This is a genomic window from Alicyclobacillus tolerans (assembly GCF_900142255.1).
Classification (GTDB): Bacteria; Bacillota; Bacilli; order Alicyclobacillales; family Alicyclobacillaceae; genus Alicyclobacillus_I; species Alicyclobacillus_I tolerans.
This window is the reverse complement of record NZ_FRAF01000016.1, coordinates 14,826-34,780: the sequence shown is the minus strand read 5'-3', so window position 1 is coordinate 34,780 and position 19,955 is coordinate 14,826. Positions and strand designations below refer to the sequence as shown.

Genomic DNA, 19,955 nt, shown 5'->3' with positions numbered 1-19,955 from the left:
CGATTTTGCATCAATACGTTGTCGTAATGATGGGTGTTCCGACCAGGACGTTCGTGTCGTGTTGATATCCATCGTAATGAACAGCTACCTGCAGGTTGATGGGCTGGCCGCGCGATACAATGTAAGTCAAATTTCGCGGCGCATATCCTGAGATGCTCGTTTCCAAGCCGCTTTGAAACGTCTGCACAGATTTAGCATCTACTGCATGCAGCGCTCGCTCAGCCAGTTGATTCGCTTGAACGCCGACCATTTTAGCATCGAGATGACCAATCAGACAACTGCTAATTTGCGGTTTAGCACCAATCTGCAAAAGTGCTGCTGCCAACTGTTCTTCATCCGCAGTCAATGCCTGTGATGTATAACCTTGATGCTCTTCTGTCACTGCCAGTACGGTGGAGGAATCAACTAATTCTCCGGCTGTAGTACCTTCCACCGAAGTCGTAGGAGCAAAAGAAGTGACCACCAATTCCACTCGGCTTCCGGTTGGACTCAACGCATCAACCAATACATAGTGTTCTACAGAAGTAGCCGTATGATACAATTTCGCTCTGCGCAGTTTCATTTCCTGCACCATTTCCCGTGCAATGGACAAATCCTCGTTTTCGCTTAAAAATTGATGGTTTAAGCTGTCCCAACTATTCAGCAAATATTCATCAGGTTCAGCACCAGTGGCAGACATCGTCTGTGATAAAAAATGGCTTTCTTCAGCTGCCCAATCATGGGCTTCCATACCTTGACGGTTTACATGCAACTGATGTGTTTGATTTTTTGCCGCAACCTGTAAACTATTTCCGGTTGCAATCAAAGGATGCGTCCAAAGAAATGCAGCTACAGAAACAATCGCTGTCCCCCACAGCCAATGTTTGCGTCGGCGGTTTTTTTTACTGCTTCGTCCTCGCTTCACTTGTCGAGCCACGTTCTCCATCCCCCATCTGTTTCCGATGTTTCTAGTCTGGTCTTGGGGAATGGATTTTATACGTACTCTATCTGTAAAATTCGCTCAGATTGCGAGATTTATGCGGGTCAGCCAAAAGTTGCTAAGATCCCAGACGCCAATAACTCGAGGAACAGAACATGACCAGCCTTCATTGTGCAGGAAAACTTCTTTACAAAGTACGCATCCACTGCATCATGATGAGTAACAATGCGGCAAACGTGTCCCATAGCAACGCTCCAGCCAAGGCCAACATAAAACGAATCATTTGCGATCGCGATGAGAGGGGGTGACGGGTAATTTTGTCCCATGGCAAGGCGCCCAGCGCCCACCATGAGACAAGTAGACCAAAGAAAAAAAAGAGGGTGATCATCAGCGGAAATACTATGGAGATTTGAAAAGGTAAATGACTTTCATTGAACTGGGTATACATGTGAATCCTCCTAGTACCACTGCACGTGGCTAAAGGCCTGCAATAAAATACCTGGCCAGACACCGAGCAACAATGTCACCAGAACACAGAACGCAATGACCGTTTGCGTAGCCGTTTGACGCGACACAGCCTGGCCTTCCCCATTGTCTGTAAAAAGTTGTTTCTGGTACATGGTGCGAATCGGTTTCAGATAATAATAGAAGGAAATCACGCTTACAGCAAAGAGTAAAACACCAAGCCATAGCTCATGCAAACGAAGAGCGGCAATCAGCAGATAGAGTTTTCCCATAAACCCCGACGTCAGCGGCATACCAGCAAATCCGAGCAGAAAACAGGCAAATGCGGCGCGCAGCCAACGATATTGACGCGGCAAACGTGATAAATCCGCAATCTCTTGAACTTCGTAACGCTGTTCTAAGATGGACAAGACTGCAAACGCGCCAATGGTCACGATTGAGTACGAAACGAGATAGAACACAAGACTGTTGTATACGAGTGGCCAAGTATTTGGTGTGGCTTGCGCTAACAAAGCGATAGGAATGAGCAAATAGCCAGCTTGAGCTACACTGGAGACAGCCAGCAATCGACGCAGCTTATTCTGCCCCAACGCCAACAAATTTCCCGCCACCATGGTTAACGCTGCCATAGCAGCTACATACGGAAAAACATCATGCGTACTGCCAAGAAACAGATAGAGCAGCACACGCAAGGTCATGGCAAACGTTGCACTCTTCGATACGGAAGCCAAAAAGCCAGCCACGGATGCCGATGCGCCTTCATATGCATCCGGAGTCCAATAGTGGAAAGGAACAAGCGATAGTTTGACGCCCAGTCCACAAAGCATGAGTAAGAACGACAAAACTACAATGGCTGGATTCAATAGCCAAAGTTGATGGCTCATACGAGCAATCGTATAGAGATTGGTTTGCCCTGTCATGCCATAGATAAACGAGGCGCCGTATAAAAACAGAGCCGACCCGACACCACCAAGCACCAAATACTTCATTCCGCCCTCAAGAGCTAACCGCTTACGCGTCATAGCGACCAATATATAAGAAGAGACTGAAAGCAATTCCAGACCAACATAGAGCGTAACGAGATCGACCGCAGTGACCATGGCTAAAGCGCCTGCAGTCGCGAAGAGAAATAGATAGGCTCCTTCGCGGGGAAATTGGTTAGTCTGAGATTTTAGTTCATCTACATGAAACAGCAAGAGCAAAAGACTTAATAGCAAAATGAGACAAGTCAGTATGCTAGCCAGCCCGTCGGAGACAAGCGTATGCAGCGAATACTGAGGCACCTGGGAAAGATGAATGAACGCGTCCACTAAAGCAACCAATAGTCCCAATAAACTGAGCCAGACAGGAAGCTGCAAAAAACGGGTTGGAAGCAGGAGTTCAATCAACATCACCAAAACTGCAGAGATAGCTACAATAGACAAGGGCCCCATGGTGAGACCTAGATGGGCGTGCAAAAGTGAATACAAGCTCATCTTTCAGCCCCCTAACGCGCGCAGATGATGAAACGCGGAAAGCGCCACTTGCGCGAATGGATTGGGTAGAATGCCGAGCAAGAGCAAAAATAAGGAAAGCACAGCTAGTGGCCAGCTTTCCAGCCAACGTAAGTCAGCCAATTGCATCAGGGTGCTGTCTAAGACCGGGCCAAACGTCGTTTTGCGTATCGCGTTGAGGCTGTAAATGGCGCTCAGCAAGAGGCCGAGTAAAGCTACAAAAGCAAAGCCTGGCAAAACGGCAAACCCGGAAAAAATCGACTGGAATTCACCCACAAAGCTACTGGTCAAGGGCAGGCCCAAACTTCCCAGAGCAGCAAAAAGGAGAAACCCCGAAGCGATGGGCATCGATTTTGAAAGCCCCCCTAGACGACTGAATTCAAGAGAATGCAAGCGCTTAAACATCCCCTCGGAAGTGAGCAGGAACAATGCGCTAACAAGACCGGACGAAACGAGCAGAAACAATGCTCCGAGCATTCCGGTTTGGCGCAAAGTAGCCACTGCAAAGAGCGCTAACCCCATATGGGAAATGGAAGAAAAACTGATGAGTCGCCGCCAATCTTTGGCTGACCAAGCAGCAAACGCAGCATAGAGTAAATTGATAATGCCAACAGTGGCTATCAAGAGTCGATAATCGTTAGCATCCTGCGGCATCATACCGACACCAAATCGAATCAACGCATAAAGTCCTGTTTTGGTCAAAATGCCAGCTAATAAAACCGCCACGCCAGCACCAGCATCCTGCATAGCATTGGGGAACCAACTATGCAGCGGTACAAACGCCTCTTCCAGAAGAACACCTATAAACAGTGCCAAAAAGACGATATGAGGCACAGAATGATGAAAAAGCACCGCCGATAAAACAGCATATGAAGCTGGCCACAATCCTCCGCGACTTGCTGCAGCAGCCAAACCTAGGAGCGCCAGAATGATGAAAACACTGGCCAGGCCACGATAAAGGAGAAACTGCAGGGCGGCATCCCAGTGTTGTTCCTTGCCCTGTCGCAAAATCAGGAAAAAACCTGCTAACAGTGTCAACTCCATGGATAGAATAAACGTGAGTAAATCTATTGCCGCAAAACTGGACATGACTGCAAACAGAGCGAGCAACATCCATCCTGTATAGACGCGAATTTGTTCTCCAGGCGGACGTACAGCAAAAAAGATGATCCAACCGAGCAAGACGGCCAAAGAAAATAGTGGCAGACTTAGTCCATCCAAACCATAAGCGATTCGCAACGTCCAGTGTTGATGAAATCCAAGCGAAAATTGAAACCAACGAAAAGAAAAAGCAAATTGGTAGACATCCGACAGAAGGCGCATCTTTATCCAAAGAACAAACATACATAGGAAACTGATACTCATTGCAACCCGGCCAATCCAGATAAAATGGTCTTCATGCGAGCGATGAGGCTGTTTGAGACCTTGCACATTGTTGGATGGAGATGAAGCCGGCAAAAGCCAGACCAATAAAGAAGCTACGAGCGGCGTTATAAGCGCCAGAAGCAGGAAGGCCATAGACTAAAACACACCTCCAGCACGAAAGACCGCAATAGCAAACCAAACCACTAGAGCAGCCAGCGCAATTGTCCCATACGATTGCAACAATCCATCTTGCGTCATTCGCAATGCATTGCCAATACCGTAGAAGAGTAACGCTATCAAACGAACCAGACCTTGGAGAAAATAGCGATCGAACAAATCAATCAGCATGGAAAGAAATCTTCCGGCTCGTTGAATGGTATGATAGTAAATTTCGTCTAAATAAAATTTGCGATAGGATATTTGAATCCACCAAGGACGTCCTCTTTCAGGCGGTACAGGTGAACCTTGAGCTTGCCAGCGTTGAAAAGCGAGATACGCTACGGCAATGCCCAGTAAAGCTACAAGAGTGCTGATCAACATGGACAAGATGGGCCAATTCTGGTATTCAGACATCGGCATACCCGGTTCTAAATAGCGGGTTAGCGCATCATCATTGAGCGGCGTATTGAGAAAACCAGCAAAGGTTGCAAAAATAGCCAGAAAAAGCAATGGAGCTTTCATTTCCCAACCGCCTTCATGCGCATGCTCTGTCAAGGCTGGCTGTCTGGATTGACCTGCAAACGCCAGGAAAATCAGGCGAAAAATATAGACTGCCGTACAAAAAGCGGCTATTAACAAAAGCGCATAAACTATGTAGTGACGAGAGGCTAGCGCAGCGCTGAGAATTGCATCTTTTGACCAAAAGCCAGCAAACGGTACAACACCGGATAAAGCGAGAGCGCCGGCTAAAAAAGTGTAGAAAGTGATGGGCATTTTTTTCCTCAAGCCGCCCATTTGGAACAAGTCCTGCGTACCTGCTAGAGCATGTATGACACTCCCTGCCGCAAGAAACAATAACGCTTTAAAAAAAGCGTGGGTCAATAAATGAAAAACTCCATCCGCATAGGCGCCAATACCTAAAGCAGCCATCATGTAACCTAGCTGAGAGATGGTGGAATAGGCTATCACTCGCTTGATATCCCGCTGCGACAAGGCAATGCAAGCTGCAAGTAAAGCCGTGCCAGCGCCGATATAAGCTATAGTTTCCAATACACCGGGAGCAAGTTGAAAGAGTGGATATAACCGGGCTACTAAATAGACGCCAGCCGCCACCATTGTTGCAGCATGGATCAATGCCGAAACTGGAGTGGGACCTTCCATGGCATCAGGTAACCAAACGTGTAACGGAAATTGTGCTGATTTACCGACGCAGCCAAGAAAAATGAGCAACATTGCCAACGTCAAGAGGTGCGGTTGGCTAAGCCAGGAAAGGTGAAGATTACCGCTGGCAGCGAGCAGGGCTTGCGTTGAATCGTTAAAGGAGTGGGCAGCCAATGCCAGCAAAAGGATGCCACCAAGCATACCTGCATCTCCTAAGCGAGTGACAACAAACGATTTACGGGCTGCACGTGCCGCTTCATTCTTAAAGAACCAAAAACCGACCAACAGGTATGAACAGAGACCTACCATTTCCCAAAAAATATATAGTTGCAATAAATTTGCCGACATGACCAATGCCAACATGGAAAAAGCAAAAAAATTGAGATAAGCGTAATATATACCGATTCGTTCATCAGTTTTTAAATAGCCGTAAGAGAAAAGCATTACGTTGAGTGAAACCAGTGTAACAATCACAAGCATCAGATTGTTGAGCGCATTGAGACGTACACCGACTGTCAGCATAAAATCGTGATTCAGCGCCAGCCAATGAATGCTAGCTTCCATAGCATGACGATGGTATAGATGAAAAAAAACAATCAGTGCAAGCAGCGCAGAAATTAGCATCGCTAACGTTGCCACAAGTGCATGCAACCACGCAGATGACTTGCGCAGGACAAAAGAGAATACAGCAGCTACTAAAGGCAGCAAACAAAGGATGAGGGCTAGTTCTATCATTTAAACACCTTCTTCCTATCCGCTTGATATATCAGAATGAAAATCCGGCGTACATGCCGTCAACGCTTTTGCGAGTTTGCATCATCCGCGTCTGCTGATTTGCGAAAACGAAAAAATGCAAGCACGATGGCGAATCCTACAGCAATTTCTGCCGCCGCTACCGTAATGGTAAACAAAGAGAACACTTGTCCGCGCAAATTTGGAAAAGCGCCAAGTTGAGAAAATGCCACGAGATTGATGTTGACACTGCTTAGCATCAGTTCCAACGAAACCAACACAATAATGAGACTACGTTTGCTAAGGGCACCATAAAGTCCAATGCAAAAGAGAATGGCTGCAAGCGCCAAAACGGACGGCAAGGGAATATGCACGGTCGTCAATCTTGCTTCTCCTCCTTTGTCTGCCTTGCAATCCATACCGCTCCTACAAGCGCCGCCAAGAGCAACAAAGAGACAAGTTCAAAAGGAATTGTATATTGTCGAAAAAGCATAAATCCTATTTTGTCTACATTGTGCTGCGTATCCGTATTGACTACGAGCGACTGACGCCAGTGCGTAGCGCGAATGGTGAACAGCAAAATCACTGCCAAGAGAAAAGCTCCTAGCGCGGCTAGCCCTTTGCGAATGCCAAATGCTGATACCGATTCAGTAGCCTCATGATTGGTCAACATGATGGCAAACATCATAAGAATCGTGATGGCTCCAGCATAAATCATGACTTGAGCTATACCTACAAAAACTGCACCAAGTAGTAGGAAAAGCGCGGCACACCCCACAAAGATAGCGCCCATAGCCAGAGCCATATAGATAACTTTACGAAATTGCAGGAAAAGCATTGCGGAAAGCAAAATGATGAGTGCCAATACATAGAAGGCCAGGCTATCTCCGTGCGAAAAAAAATGAACCATCAACCCTCACCCTTTTCTGCAACATCAACAGCCTCTAACTTAGGAGCGCGATCAGGATATTTTTCTTCGTATTCTTCTTCACTCTCCACCAACCATTGCATGTCAAGCTTCAAATGATTGCGCGACTCTACTGCCAATTCAAAAGTATCCGACATGAGAATCGCATCCGTAGGACAAACTTCCACACACAAATCACATAGAATGCAAATTTCAAAGTTAATGTCGAACGTCTCAATGTGCATCTTCCTGTTTTCATCGCGCGATCCGCTAAGAGTGATACAATCTGTGGGACAGATTCTTGCACATTGATTGCAGACAATACAAAGATCAGGAATAAATCGATGTACTCCTCGAAAACGATCTGGCCACTCAGGCTGAACGTCTGGATATTCCAGTGTGACTTTCTTTTTCGGCAATTGACCAAGCGTCACACCTAAACCTTTGACGAATCCTAACAAGACGCTTCCTCTCCTTTAGTTGGATTCCGTCCGATCTCGTTGGAAACTGTGCTGTCTGATGATTTCTACCCAAATGTATCATCAGCGCAAAGAAACTAAGGTTTGAATCACGGCTGTGCCTACCAAATTAAGCATCGCCACAGGAAGAAGAAACTTCCAACTAAAGCTCATCAGCCCATCCACACGAATACGCGGCATAGTGGCCCTCAGCCAAAATTGAAAGAAGATAAACGCTGTGACTTTGATGGAAAACCACAGCCAACCTGGCAACCAGGGTCCAGACCATCCTCCTAGATAGACCGTGGCGGCCAGACATCCCATGGCAAACACGTAGACATATTCCGTTAACATAAAGAATGCAAAGCGAAATCCGGAGTACTCTACATGATATCCAGCCACTAATTCTGATTCCGCTTCTGGCAAATCGAAAGGTGTACGGTTCAGTTCAGCGGTGGCGGCAATCAAAAAGACTAGGAATCCCACTATTTGAGGAATGATATTCCAAATCGTTTGCGATTGTTCTATAACGATGGAATTCAAGTTCAGCGAATGTCCCATAAGGGCTACTCCGACAAGCGACAGACCAAGCGGCACTTCGTAAGAGAGCATTTGAGCAGCGCTACGCATACCGCCGAGCAGCGCATATTTGTTGTTAGAGGCCCAGCCAGCCAGCATGACACCATGAATGGTCAACGCGGAAAGCGCTAAGTAGTACAATAATCCGGCCCCAAAATCGGCAGTAAAAACATGTTGCATACTAAATGGAATGACCGCAAGGGTCATAAAAGATGGAACGAAGGCTATGATGGGAGCAAGCAAAAACAGAGCTCTATCAGCCTTTTCTGGAACTATGTCCTCTTTCACCAAAAGTTTTAAAATATCTGCAATGGATTGAAGTAAACCAAGTGGCCCTACCCGATTGGGACCTATTCGTCCCTGCATCCAGCCTAATACCTTGCGCTCGGCATAAATGGTGTACGTTACTACACCTAGCGTTAACATCAGTGTAATCACAGCACCGATAACCATAGTTAAAAGATGTTGCCCGTTGAGTGGACTGTTTTGCCATATCCAGAAATTCTGACTCACGCATCCACCTCCCCAAGCACGATATCAACCGCACCAAGAATCGCTATTAGATTGGAGAGACTTTGTCCGCGCAATAATTCTGGAATAAGTTGTAAATTCACAAAGGAAGGCTTGCGGATTTTCATTCGATATGGCTTGTCTTTGCCATCCGCCACAATATAGAAACCAATTTCGCCACGCGCCCCTTCAATACTGGTGTAATACTCTCCAGCAGGAACACGAATCATTTTAGGAACCTTACCAATAACCGGGCCGTCTTTGGGCATTTGTTCTAAAGCTTGCTCAACAATACACAACGATTCACGCATTTCTAACAAATGCAAGTAATAGCGATCAAAACAATCGCCATGCTGGCCAACAGGAATTTGAAAATCAAATCTGTCGTAAAGGCTATAAGGTTGTTGCTTGCGCAAATCCCAACGAAACCCTGTTGAACGCAGATTGATGCCACTGATTCCATACTCAAGTGCTGTCTTGGTATCAAAGACTCCTATCCCACGTACACGATTGAGAAAAATCTCATTGCCAGTAATCAGGCGGTCATACATTTCAATTCGTTCGCGCATGAAGGGCAAAAAATCTCGGACATCTTCCAACCAACCTGATGGAGCATCGGCCTTGACACCGCCAATTCGCATGTAATTGTAGGTGAGACGAGCACCGCAAATACGATTGAATAACTGCACGATCCGTTCACGCTCTTGAAAAACGTAAAGAAAGGGAGAAAGTGCACCGAGATCGAGCAAATAGGCACCTACAAAAAGCAAATGAGAAGCTACACGTTGCAGTTCCATGACAATGACGCGCAAGTATTCTGCTCTTTCGGGAACTTCCAGTCCCAACGCCGTTTCTACGGTATGGCAAAACGCGTAATTGTTGAGCATAGAAGCCAAATAATCAAGTCTGTCTGTATAGGGAATAATTTGTGTATACTGCAAATTTTCTGCTAATTTTTCCGTGCCCCGATGTAAATAACCAATCACCGGTTCAGCGTCCACAATGGTTTCGCCGCGCGCTCGAACCAGCATTCGCAACACTCCATGCGTACTCGGATGTTGCGGACCTACGTTCAACAGCATTTCTTCCATGCGTTCGCCTGCTTGCAAGGCCGATTCAAGTCGATGGACCATAGGATTCCTCCTGCGGCTCTACGAAATCTTTACGTAATGGATGACCTGCGTACCCTTCCCAGAGCATAATGCGGCGTAAATCTGGATGACCTGCAAATTCAATTCCTAATAAATCGAACATTTCTCGTTCTTCCCAATTCGCTCCCGGATGTACGGTGGTCAATGTTGGTAAACGAGGACTTTCTTTAGAGACACGAGTTTTAAGGCAAACCATATGCAGCAGGGATGAAGAACGCACGTAACTGACCACTTCCAACTCTTCTCCGTAATCTACCCCTGTATAACAGCTTTGATAGTTTAACTGCCAATTTGGATGTTGTTTGAGATAGGCGTGGACTGTTACAAACTGTTGAGCATCCACCTGTATGCTTGGCACTCCCCCTACCATTCCTGACTTTATGACATATGATTCGCCAAAGCGACGAACCAACTCTCCTACTAAATCATCTGCCAACGGATTGGCTTCCACCTCAGCCTCGTGAGATTTTGAAGCCGATTCTTTTTTATCCAATTGGTTTTCTGGCTTAGACTCGCTCACGCGCGCGCCACACTCCTTCTAGCATCGCGACGAATTTTCTTTTGCAGTAAATTCAAACCATAGATGAGAGCGGGCGGTGAAGGCGGACAGCCTGGAATATAAATATCTACGGGGACAACCTGATCGACACCTTTGACCACACTGTAACTTTTCACATAGGGACCGCCTGCTGTCGCACAAGAACCCATTGCAACAACCCATTTTGGTTCTGGCATCTGATCGTAAAGCCGGCGCAACAGCGGCGCCTTTTTTTTCGTACCCGTCCCTGCCACTATCATGACATCCGACTGACGGGGCGAGGCTCGAAATATGATGCCAAAACGATCGAGATCGTAATGAGAAGCGCCTGCCCCCATCATTTCAATGGCGCAGCAAGCTAAACCAAACGTCATAGGCCAAAGAGAGTTGCTGCGCGCCCACGCCTTCATTTCCTCCAAAGCGCCTATCAGAATCCCGCCACGGTTGAGTTCTGCATTTTCCTCTGCTGAAAACCCTTCAAATTCAACACGACGCGGTTGCATGCGTGGATTCAATTCCATTCCAGCACCTTCTTTCGCCAAGCGTAGATGAGACCAACAGCCAGGAAGAGAATAAAAAGAACAGCTTCTATCAGTCCAAAAACACCCAGCTGATGACTGGCAACTGCCCAGGGATAAAAAAAGACGGTCTCGACATCAAATACGACAAACAAAAGCGCAAACAGGTAGTAACGCGCATGGTATCGTACATGCGCATCGCCAAACGGTTCCACCCCACTTTCATAACTGCTTTGTTTGGCTTGGGACGGCTTATGTGGCCGCAGGCGTGGACCCAGTACCCAAAGCGATGAAACTGGCAAGAGGATTCCCAAAAGCAAAAAAATAACAAAATATAAATCAGAGTTCCAAATGGATGCCACACCAATCCTCCTCTTTATGGAATTCATTTTCTTTGAGAAAGCCAACCATCCTTGCGTGAATCATGTAAATAATCATGCCATGTTGCTCCTGCAAAAATCTTGAATACTTCTGATTTGCTCACAATTATAACATGAATATCACAAAATTTTTGCTCTAATCGCAACACTCTGATGATCTTCCAATAAATTCATAGTGTTACTTGTTTTGCATTGTACTATCCTTTAGAGTATGCACATATAGAACTTAATTTGTTTTTTGTCTCTCAGCGCTGTTTGAATCTACTCATGACGGATTGAATTTCAGATGCTGACCATTCAGCTAGGAGGATTTTAAGTGTATTCACTGCAAGACTTGCGCGATGTAATTGTCGCACTTTGCGACTCGCCCATTGTCATCAGTCCCTGGCTGGCCTATATACGCTATGGTGTTGATTTTGAAAGCGATGTTTACGAAACCATGCGTGATGAAGCTCATGAATTTTCTCTACTTCATTGGAACGAATCCTACGATATCAATGTATTTGGTACTCTGCCAGTTTCGCCGCGCCTACCAGAAAACGCTTTTTACGAAACGGCTATCTCCACAGCGTATTACTATTCCTACAATCAAGGAAAATCAACGATTATTCATCAAGATGCTGCGAAACAAGCGATTTGGTCATTGACTACTTTTATTGAACAGCACGGGTTTGATAAATTTGTCTCTACTTACGCTTATGTGACTGCCTACGAAAACTATGTAGCACTCAATTATTACGGCGAAATGCGAGAGCTTGACTTTGTTTTTGGAAAATTACACCGTCCTTGGATTACTTACACTTTACGTGACGAATTAATGTTTATGCATGTTCTCGGTGTAGTGGAAGTTTTTATTAAAAACAACACTCGGTATATTCGATTGACCGATTTGGGTAAACAGAGATTTTTTGAAATTCAACATTTTCTTGATGAAGTTGGTTTTTTGAGCTTGCGAAGCAATTTACTCAGAATTTCGTCGTTTAGTGAATTAAATGATTACGATAATATTTTTGATGTCATTTTCCCAATGGGCAAGAAAATTCGTAAACAATTATTGGATTTGGCCATACCCGAGCCAGGCATGAAGGTACTGGAGTTTGGCTGTGGCAGTGGTTCCTTTACTTTGGAGTCAGGGCTGGCAGACACAGTAGGCCCGAAAGGATTAGTTCTTGGTATCGATCCCGCTCCAGGACTGCTGGCACAAGCGAATTACAAAGTAAAAACCGCTCATAAACCGTGGGTACAATTTGTTCACGGAATTGCCGAACATCTCCCTTACGCAGACAATACGTTCGATCTCGTGATTGGTTTTGCTAGTCTTCATTTGACAAATTGGAACAAAGCTATTCGCGAGTTGCGGCGTGTTCTTAAAAAGGGTGGGCTATTTGCGAGTGCCCATTCCATTCATCACCAAGTTGACCTGCCTTTCTTTACAGAATGGTTTGAGCCGATTTTCAAATTGCCGGGCACAACGTTGAATAGTTCTTCAATGCCTTTAGAAAAGGAGATCCCCAACGCTTTGCAAGTCGGATTCTCTGACCTGCAGAGCTTTATCCAAATGGCTCCTACGGTGTATGCTCACCCGGAATATGTTGTCCGGTTTCTCATACAATCGGTCGACTTATATGCTAATCGAATGTTACAACTACCCTGGGGTGAAAGACAAAAACTATTTGACCACCTCATTGACAGAGGGCAAGAAATTTTGGAGAAATATTCGAATGAAGAATTAACCGTTGACTATCCTGTACAATTTGTCTTAGCCAGAAAAGTGGAATAAAAGCGGCTTGTCGGTGAAGAATAATCCTTCACCGGCAAGCCGCTTTTCTTTCTATGCGAGCGTAATTTCAGTTCTCTGTTTGCAGAAGATTGCCGTGTTTTTGCGCCCAATCCAGTGCTTCCAAGCGCAACTCTGCTCTTAGCAGAGCTGCTTCAACATGTTTACGCTCTTCTTCCGTCTCAAGATTTGATGCCAATTTTGCCAATGCACGTTGTTTGGATGCCTCAGCTCTATCTGGATCAATTTCATGAGGAAGTTCAGCAGCGTCTGCCAATATGGTCACAGCGTTGGGCAATACCTCCAAAAAACCACCTGTGACAGGTATTTTAGCCTCGCCGTTTTCTAATTTGATTTTCACCAAACAAGGTTTGACGGTGGTCGCTAAAGGGGTATGTCGAGGCAATATACCCAATTCCCCATAACCGCCTTTTACTGTAACCATGGAAACTTCCCGTTCCAGAAGAACCCTGTCCGGTGTAATAATTTGTAACGGCACCGTACTCAATGTCAGTCCTCCTCGCACCGCGGATCTATACCGTCAACACTGAGAAATAGACCCCTCGTTTCGCGAATTACGGCTAGCCGATTTTAGTCTACTGCACCGTCTTTACGCGCTTTTTCGCGAACTTCTTCGATCACGCCGCAATACCGGAAATAAGTCTCAGGAATATCATCATGCTTACCATCGAGAATTTCACCGAAGGAGCGTACCGTCTCCTTCACAGGCACATATTTACCGGGAATACCCGTGAATACTTCACCGACAAAGAATGGTTGCGACAGGAAGTTTTGAATCTTGCGCGCACGGGCCACGGTCAGCTTGTCTTCATCTGTCAACTCATCCATTCCAAGGATGGCGATGATGTCCTGCAATTCTCTGTATCTCTGCAACACTTGCTGTACGCCGCGAGCTACTCGATAATGCTCTTCACCCACGATATCTGGTGTCAATGCACGGGATGTTGAGGCAAGCGGATCGACCGCAGGATAAAGACCCATATCTGAAATTTTTCGATCTAGATTTGTTGTTGCGTCAAGATGGGCAAATGTATTAGCTGGCGCCGGATCGGTATAGTCGTCAGCAGGTACATATACAGCTTGAATAGACGTGATGGAACCTTTTACTGTAGAAGCAATACGCTCCTGCAATTGTCCCATTTCTGTTGCAAGAGTTGGCTGGTAACCTACTGCAGAAGGCATACGTCCAAGTAATGCTGATACTTCAGATCCTGCTTGTGTGAAACGGAAAATATTATCCACAAAGAAGAGAATGTCTCTTTCCTCTACATCGCGGAAATATTCCGCAATGGTCAGTCCCGCCAATGCTACCCGCAAGCGAGCACCTGGTGGTTCATTCATCTGACCAAAAACCATGCTAGTTTTATCAATAACTCCAGAGTCTTTCATTTCATGATACAAATCATTACCTTCACGTGTACGCTCTCCGACACCTGCAAACACGGAATAGCCACCGTGCTCTTTAGCAATATTGTGAATCAGCTCTTGAATCAAAACGGTTTTACCTACACCGGCACCGCCAAAGAGTCCAACTTTTCCACCCTTGATGTATGGGGCAAGCAAATCTACAACTTTAATACCTGTTTCAAAAATTTCTGTACGTGTACTCAATTCACTAAAGGAAGGCGCATTGCGATGAATCGGCCATGTCTCGCTCATCTCTACGGGGCCTGCTTCGTCAATTGCCTCACCCAGGACGTTGAAAATTCTTCCCAGTGTAGCTTTTCCTACAGGAACCGCAATGGCGCGACCTGTATCTTCTACCTCTGTACCTCGCACAAGACCATCAGTGGATGACATAGCCACTGTACGTACGACGTTATCGCCTAAGTGAAGGGCTACTTCAAGTGTTAGATGGATAGGATATTCCCCTTGTGTTTCTATGCGCAAAGCGTTGTTCAGTGCTGGCAGTTGTCCTTCTGGAAATCTAACATCGACAACAGGACCAAGCACCTGCACAACCTGTCCTTTATTCACGTCATTCCCTCCTCGCTATGCGGGTCTAAATATGTCATTAAAGACGGGACCCGACTTCATTGAGGAACCTCTCAGTTCACCCAACCTATCACAACTTTGCAAGACGAACTATTCAAGTGCTTGCGCTCCGCTGACCACTTCGACGATCTGGGTAGTAATCGCAGCCTGACGAGCACGATTTAGACTGAGCGTCAATTGTTCGATCATTTCTTTCGCGTTATCAGTCGCATTTTTCATAGCAGCCATACGGGCGGCATGTTCTGAAGCTTTCGCATCAAGAACCGCCTGATAAACAAGCGTTTCCGCATAACGTGGAAGCAATTTGGACAATACTTCCTGTTCGTCCGGTTCAAATAAATACTGCGGTTTCTTTTGTGTTGGCATTTTGCCCGGTGATGTTTCCTGAATCGCGTGCAAATTTGTTAGCGGTAAAACTTTTTTCACAATAGGTCGTTGAGTTACAGGATTGATGAATTCGTTATAAATAAAGTAAAGTTCATCAAATCTGCCTTCAGCGTAAGCATGGACTACTTTTTCTGCCAAGCTGGCTATCGAACGATATTCCGGGGAATCCGGCAATCCCGTAATTTCGCCATCTATTGGATATCCCGTTTTCCGAAAGAAATCTCTGCCCTTTCGTCCAACTGCAAATATGCTGTATGTCGATTTATCCCGATGTCCAAACTCCTGCAGAGCACGTCGGAAAATTTGCGCATTATACGGACCTGCACGTCCTGTGTCTGACGTGATGACAAGATATCCTGTTCGTTTGACCGGTCGAGAAACCAGCAATGGATGTTTTACAAATCTTGCTGATGCTGCCACACCCTCCAACATATCTTGCATTTTTGCCAAATATGGACGCGCATTAGCAACTGCGCTTTGAACGCGCCGCAACTTTGCAGCAGCTACCATCTCCAAGGCTTTTGTTATCTGTGCGGTACTTCGCACGCTTTTGATGCGCCGACGTATCTCTCTTGGATTTTCCGCCAACCGAAATCACCACCTTTATCCAGCGATGCACCTTCAGGAAAATCAAGCAACAAATGTCGCTTTAAACTTTTGAATCGCTTCTTTCAGCAAGTTTACTGTTTCCTCTGTCAAATCTTTCGTTTCTACTATTGAACTGTAGATTTGCGGATATTGAGACGAAACGAAGGACAGCCACTCTTGCTCAAACTTACCCACGGCCTGCACATCAATTTCATCCAAATACCCATTGACCGCAGACCAAATGGAAACAACCTGCTTTTCAAATGAAAGCGGATGATATTGAGCTTGTTTAAGAATTTCAGTTGTACGGGCACCACGAACCAATCGCGAGAGCGTCGCTTTATCCAAATCTGAACCAAATTGCGTAAATGCCTGCAATTCTCGGTATTGTGCTAAATCCAAACGTAACGTACCTGCTACTTTTTTCATCGCCTTGGTTTGGGCTGAACTGCCGACACGTGATACGGAGGTTCCCACATTCACCGCTGGCCGTTGTCCTGCGAAGAACAAATCAGATTCCAAAAATATTTGACCATCCGTAATCGAGATGACATTCGTAGGAATATAGGCTGAAATATCGCCCGCCTGCGTTTCAATAAACGGTAGAGCGGTCAGTGAACCAGCGCCTTTCTCGTCACTCAACTTAGCGGCGCGTTCCAATAATCTTGAATGTAAATAAAACACGTCACCAGGGTAGGCTTCACGACCAGGCGGACGGCGCAAAAGCAAAGACATTTCACGATAGGCTGCTGCCTGTTTCGTCAGATCATCATAAATAATCAATGCGTGTTCGCCATTGTACATAAAATACTCACCCATGGCGCAACCAGCATATGGAGCCATAAACAAGAGCGGAGCGGGATCGGACGCATTAGCTGCCACAACAATGGTGTAATCCATAGCTCCATGTCGACGCAACGTTTCTACAACTTGCGCAACTGTGGACTGTTTCTGTCCAATGGCTACATATATACATTTCACACCTGTGTCTTTCTGATTAATGATGGTATCAAGTGCAATTGCCGTTTTACCCGTTTGTCTATCGCCAATAATCAACTCGCGCTGACCACGTCCAATAGGTATCATTGCGTCAATGGCCTTGATACCCGTCTGCAACGGTTCATGGACTGATTTACGATCTATAACCCCTGGAGCACGCGACTCAATATTACGAAATTGCTTAGCTTCAATTGGACCGCGGTTATCCAAAGGCTGTCCTAAAGGATTGACGACCCTGCCAAGCAACTCTGGACCGACTGGAACTTGTGCAATCCGTCCTGTTCTACGGACTTCGTCGCCTTCTTTAATGCCATCAACCGACCCTAAAACAATAATACCCACATTGTCTTCTTCAAGGTTAAATGCCATGCCGTAAGTGCCATTCTGAAATTCCACCAATTCCCCAGCCATAACGTTGTCCAACCCATAAAGGCGGGCAATACCGTCACCAACCGTCAATACGACGCCCGTATCATAAACCTTGACGTCCGACTGAAATTCTTCAATTTGTTTTTGTATCAGCCGACTAATTTCGTCAGGTCGAATGCTCAATTTGGTCACTCCTTCACGAGACCTCTGAAATTCGTTACGCCCTTTGTAACACCTGTGCTTGCGCGGCAAATTGTTGAAGAGCCCCTGTCACAGTAGCATCTAAAAGACGATTGCCAAGGCGCGCGCGATAGCCACCCAGTAAATCTGGAATTACTGAGATTGTTGAACGTACGGATTTTCCCAACAAAACAGCTAATTTTTGTTCGATCTCGGTTTTTTCTTCTTCTTTCAATGGACGCGCTGTCTGAATTTCAATCTCGACAATATTTTGCGCCTCATCTGCCATTTTCTTAAATTCCTGATAGAACAAATCAACGTATTCTGAACGTTTATGTTCAAAGAGAACGAAAAGAGCTCGATAGGTTAGTTCGTCCACATTTGTTGCAAATACGGATTTCAGAAAGGCTTTCTTTTGTTCGGGAGAAAGCAAAGGATGTTCAATCAGTATCCTTGCGTCTTTAAAATCTTGTAGTAACTGGGAAACTTGTTGCAAACTTGTTTGTACAGCTTGTACTTGCTGTTGTTTCATTGCCAGGTTAAAAAGAGCTCGCGCGTATCGTCTGGCAATTGATGTGTTCAGCATACGAGCTCACCTAGTTTCTGTTCTGCCTCTTTGATCATTTCAGCATGAACCTGCTCATTGGCGTAACTATGCAGCAACTTGCTGGTAAGCTGAACTGATAGTTCCGTCATACGTTGCATCGCCTGATTCATCGCTTCTGCCCGTTCACGTTCAATTAACTCTCTGCCTTCAGCGAGAATGCGAGCAGCTTCTTCCTGAGCTTCTTTGAGCATCTGCCGAGCTTGTTCATCCGCTCTCTGCCGAGCAGCATCAAGAATATTTTTAGCTTCTTGGCGTGTTTGCTCCAGTAATTTTCTTTGCTCTTCCAGCAGTCGTTCTGCTTCATGACGATTTTTCTCTGCATCTTCCAATTGTGAGGTTACATAGACCCGACGCTGTTCCATCACATTTGCTAAAGGTTTAAAGCCTACTTTGGAAATAATCCAGAATACGATTAAAAATGAAATGATGGAAACTATAAACGTTCCTAATTCAAACACTTACGTCACTCCCTTCTGGGTGAGACCTTCAGCCAGGCGGCAAGCTCTGCGCCGCCGCCTTGAAAATCTTTTACCGGGCACAAAGAACACTGTGCCGCACAAGGATTACAGAGCGCCTTGAGTGAAAAGCATGATGATACCGAAAGCCAACGCAATAACCGGGAAAGCTTCAACAAGGGCAACACCAAGCAATGCGCTGGCAAAAATGGTTCCACGCGCTTCTGGCTGTCTCGATACACCTTCTACATATTTGCTCATAACCAGACCGTCGCCCACACCGGAACCTACGGCTGCCAAACCCAGCAACAATGCTACCGCAATATCAAAAATCGCCTTTACCATTCGTTTGTTCCTCCTCGCTCCGCGTCCTTTAAACAATCTATAGAAGAAGACTGTTCTTTTGCGGAAATAAGTAATTGATGATTCCTGTTTTTCACTCAATGAAGCATGTACAAAGATGCTGTTGAATAATGATTTAATGATGCTGATGACCTTCAAATGATTTATTTCCAACATACAGACACATCAGAATAGAAAAGACATATGCCTGTATGGTGCTAACAAACGCTGAATACAAAAGCCACACAATGGTTAACGGCAACGTTAGAGGTACCCAGCCAAAGAGTCTCGGCGCCGAAACCAGCACATTCAACAATGCCTCTCCAGCAAAAATATTGCCATAAAGACGCATGCCGTGCGTAAGCGGATTTGTAATTTCTTCTATAATCGCCAAAGGAGATGGTTTGTAAAAATGAATGAGCCATTGTTTGGGATGCCTGAGACCACGCGCATGTGCTAAAAGCCAAACCATGACTGCCAGACCAAGCGTCATACTCATATTGGCTGTTGGCGAATCAAACAGTTCTACAATGCCCTTCGATTGAGCAAAATCCTGCGGCGTTATACCCCAATGCTGAATCGGATGGTGAATATGCACAGCAACAATCGCAATCAGGCCGAGCCAGTTTGCAACAAATAAGAAGAACAACATGGTAAAGGCAAGCGGTAAAATAAACCGCACCGCTTGTTCCGTCGGCATCGTATCACGCGCCATATTGGCAGCAAACTCAGCTGCCCATTCCAACATGTTTTGAAGTCCGCGAGGATTTCGCATATCCAACCGGCGCAAGCCAACACGCATCACAATGATGACAATTAGCCCTGTCAGAAAAATCATGGCGATGGTTGTCAAATTGATTGGAAACGTGTGTCGAAAGAGCGTCGGAAAAGCTGGCACCT

General features: G+C 45.8%; 22 protein-coding genes. 1 reads left to right on the top strand and 21 read right to left on the bottom strand.

From position 1 onward, the window contains the following. Nucleotides 1-10: 10 nt before the first annotated feature. From BUA75_RS09920 to BUA75_RS09860, 13 genes are all read right to left on the bottom strand, one after another. On the bottom strand, nucleotides 11-916 hold the full coding sequence (locus tag BUA75_RS09920; RefSeq protein WP_072874452.1) for a YwmB family TATA-box binding protein: 906 nt from the start codon (nucleotides 914-916) through the stop codon (nucleotides 11-13). 190 nt (nucleotides 917-1,106) lie between these two features. Next, nucleotides 1,107-1,367, bottom strand: a complete 261-nt coding sequence (locus tag BUA75_RS09915; RefSeq protein ID WP_072874451.1) for a DUF1146 family protein — start codon at nucleotides 1,365-1,367, stop codon at nucleotides 1,107-1,109. Between the two features lie 10 nt (nucleotides 1,368-1,377). Next, entirely contained in the window at nucleotides 1,378-2,859 is a 1,482-nt protein-coding gene (locus BUA75_RS09910; protein WP_072874450.1) for an NADH-quinone oxidoreductase subunit N, read from the bottom strand. Between the two features lie 3 nt (nucleotides 2,860-2,862). Beyond that, entirely contained in the window at nucleotides 2,863-4,395 is a 1,533-nt protein-coding gene (locus BUA75_RS09905; protein ID WP_072874449.1) for a complex I subunit 4 family protein, read from the bottom strand. A 3-nt stretch (nucleotides 4,396-4,398) separates the two neighbouring features. After that, the gene (gene nuoL / locus BUA75_RS09900; RefSeq protein WP_072874448.1) at nucleotides 4,399-6,297 is read right to left on the bottom strand and encodes an NADH-quinone oxidoreductase subunit L; all 1,899 of its coding nucleotides are present in this window, start codon (nucleotides 6,295-6,297) and stop codon (nucleotides 4,399-4,401) included. Between the two features lie 59 nt (nucleotides 6,298-6,356). Beyond that, on the bottom strand, nucleotides 6,357-6,668 hold the full coding sequence (gene nuoK, locus BUA75_RS09895; RefSeq protein WP_129583598.1) for an NADH-quinone oxidoreductase subunit NuoK: 312 nt from the start codon (nucleotides 6,666-6,668) through the stop codon (nucleotides 6,357-6,359). 5 nt (nucleotides 6,669-6,673) lie between these two features. Next, nucleotides 6,674-7,204: an NADH-quinone oxidoreductase subunit J gene (locus tag BUA75_RS09890; RefSeq protein WP_072874446.1), complete on the bottom strand. Its 531-nt coding sequence runs from the start codon at nucleotides 7,202-7,204 to the stop codon at nucleotides 6,674-6,676. Then, nucleotides 7,204-7,662 (bottom strand): NuoI/complex I 23 kDa subunit family protein, encoded by a 459-nt coding sequence (locus BUA75_RS09885; protein WP_072874445.1) that lies wholly within the window; start codon nucleotides 7,660-7,662, stop codon nucleotides 7,204-7,206. Before BUA75_RS09885 ends, BUA75_RS09890 begins: the two co-directional genes overlap by 1 nt. Nucleotides 7,663-7,743: 81 nt before the next feature. Further along, on the bottom strand, nucleotides 7,744-8,691 hold the full coding sequence (gene nuoH, locus BUA75_RS09880) for an NADH-quinone oxidoreductase subunit NuoH (RefSeq protein WP_072874486.1): 948 nt from the start codon (nucleotides 8,689-8,691) through the stop codon (nucleotides 7,744-7,746). A gap of 56 nt (nucleotides 8,692-8,747) precedes the next feature. Continuing rightward, on the bottom strand, nucleotides 8,748-9,881 hold the full coding sequence (locus BUA75_RS09875; RefSeq protein ID WP_072874444.1) for an NADH-quinone oxidoreductase subunit D: 1,134 nt from the start codon (nucleotides 9,879-9,881) through the stop codon (nucleotides 8,748-8,750). Then, on the bottom strand, nucleotides 9,865-10,419 hold the full coding sequence (locus BUA75_RS09870) for an NADH-quinone oxidoreductase subunit C (RefSeq protein WP_083574264.1): 555 nt from the start codon (nucleotides 10,417-10,419) through the stop codon (nucleotides 9,865-9,867). The genes BUA75_RS09875 and BUA75_RS09870 overlap by 17 nt, the downstream gene beginning before the upstream one ends. Then, nucleotides 10,416-10,958 (bottom strand): NuoB/complex I 20 kDa subunit family protein, encoded by a 543-nt coding sequence (locus tag BUA75_RS09865; RefSeq protein WP_242650297.1) that lies wholly within the window; start codon nucleotides 10,956-10,958, stop codon nucleotides 10,416-10,418. Before BUA75_RS09865 ends, BUA75_RS09870 begins: the two co-directional genes overlap by 4 nt. Further along, nucleotides 10,949-11,317 (bottom strand): NADH-quinone oxidoreductase subunit A, encoded by a 369-nt coding sequence (locus tag BUA75_RS09860; protein ID WP_072874443.1) that lies wholly within the window; start codon nucleotides 11,315-11,317, stop codon nucleotides 10,949-10,951. The genes BUA75_RS09865 and BUA75_RS09860 overlap by 10 nt, the downstream gene beginning before the upstream one ends. Before the next feature lie 334 nt (nucleotides 11,318-11,651). Here BUA75_RS09860 and BUA75_RS09855 point away from each other — a divergent pair, with 334 nt between their 5' ends. Beyond that, complete coding sequence (locus BUA75_RS09855) at nucleotides 11,652-13,115, top strand: class I SAM-dependent methyltransferase (RefSeq protein ID WP_072874442.1); 1,464 nt, start codon at nucleotides 11,652-11,654, stop codon at nucleotides 13,113-13,115. A gap of 67 nt (nucleotides 13,116-13,182) precedes the next feature. Here BUA75_RS09855 and atpC read toward each other — a convergent pair whose 3' ends face one another. From atpC to atpB, 8 genes are all read right to left on the bottom strand, one after another. Beyond that, nucleotides 13,183-13,611 (bottom strand): ATP synthase F1 subunit epsilon, encoded by a 429-nt coding sequence (atpC, locus tag BUA75_RS09850; protein WP_238413767.1) that lies wholly within the window; start codon nucleotides 13,609-13,611, stop codon nucleotides 13,183-13,185. A gap of 92 nt (nucleotides 13,612-13,703) precedes the next feature. Then, entirely contained in the window at nucleotides 13,704-15,110 is a 1,407-nt protein-coding gene (gene atpD, locus BUA75_RS09845) for a F0F1 ATP synthase subunit beta (protein ID WP_072874440.1), read from the bottom strand. Between the two features lie 108 nt (nucleotides 15,111-15,218). Beyond that, entirely contained in the window at nucleotides 15,219-16,103 is an 885-nt protein-coding gene (atpG, locus tag BUA75_RS09840; protein ID WP_072874439.1) for an ATP synthase F1 subunit gamma, read from the bottom strand. Between the two features lie 42 nt (nucleotides 16,104-16,145). Next, entirely contained in the window at nucleotides 16,146-17,654 is a 1,509-nt protein-coding gene (atpA, locus tag BUA75_RS09835) for a F0F1 ATP synthase subunit alpha (protein ID WP_072874438.1), read from the bottom strand. Nucleotides 17,655-17,688: 34 nt separating this feature from the next. Next, complete coding sequence (atpH, locus tag BUA75_RS09830; RefSeq protein WP_072874437.1) at nucleotides 17,689-18,237, bottom strand: ATP synthase F1 subunit delta; 549 nt, start codon at nucleotides 18,235-18,237, stop codon at nucleotides 17,689-17,691. Continuing rightward, nucleotides 18,231-18,716, bottom strand: coding sequence for a F0F1 ATP synthase subunit B (atpF, locus tag BUA75_RS09825; RefSeq protein ID WP_072874436.1), 486 nt, complete (start codon nucleotides 18,714-18,716; stop codon nucleotides 18,231-18,233). The genes atpH and atpF overlap by 7 nt, the downstream gene beginning before the upstream one ends. Before the next feature lie 105 nt (nucleotides 18,717-18,821). Continuing rightward, the gene (gene atpE, locus BUA75_RS09820; RefSeq protein WP_072874435.1) at nucleotides 18,822-19,058 is read right to left on the bottom strand and encodes an ATP synthase F0 subunit C; all 237 of its coding nucleotides are present in this window, start codon (nucleotides 19,056-19,058) and stop codon (nucleotides 18,822-18,824) included. 133 nt (nucleotides 19,059-19,191) lie between these two features. After that, complete coding sequence (gene atpB, locus BUA75_RS09815; protein ID WP_072874483.1) at nucleotides 19,192-19,953, bottom strand: F0F1 ATP synthase subunit A; 762 nt, start codon at nucleotides 19,951-19,953, stop codon at nucleotides 19,192-19,194. Between the last annotated feature and the right edge of the window lie 2 nt (nucleotides 19,954-19,955).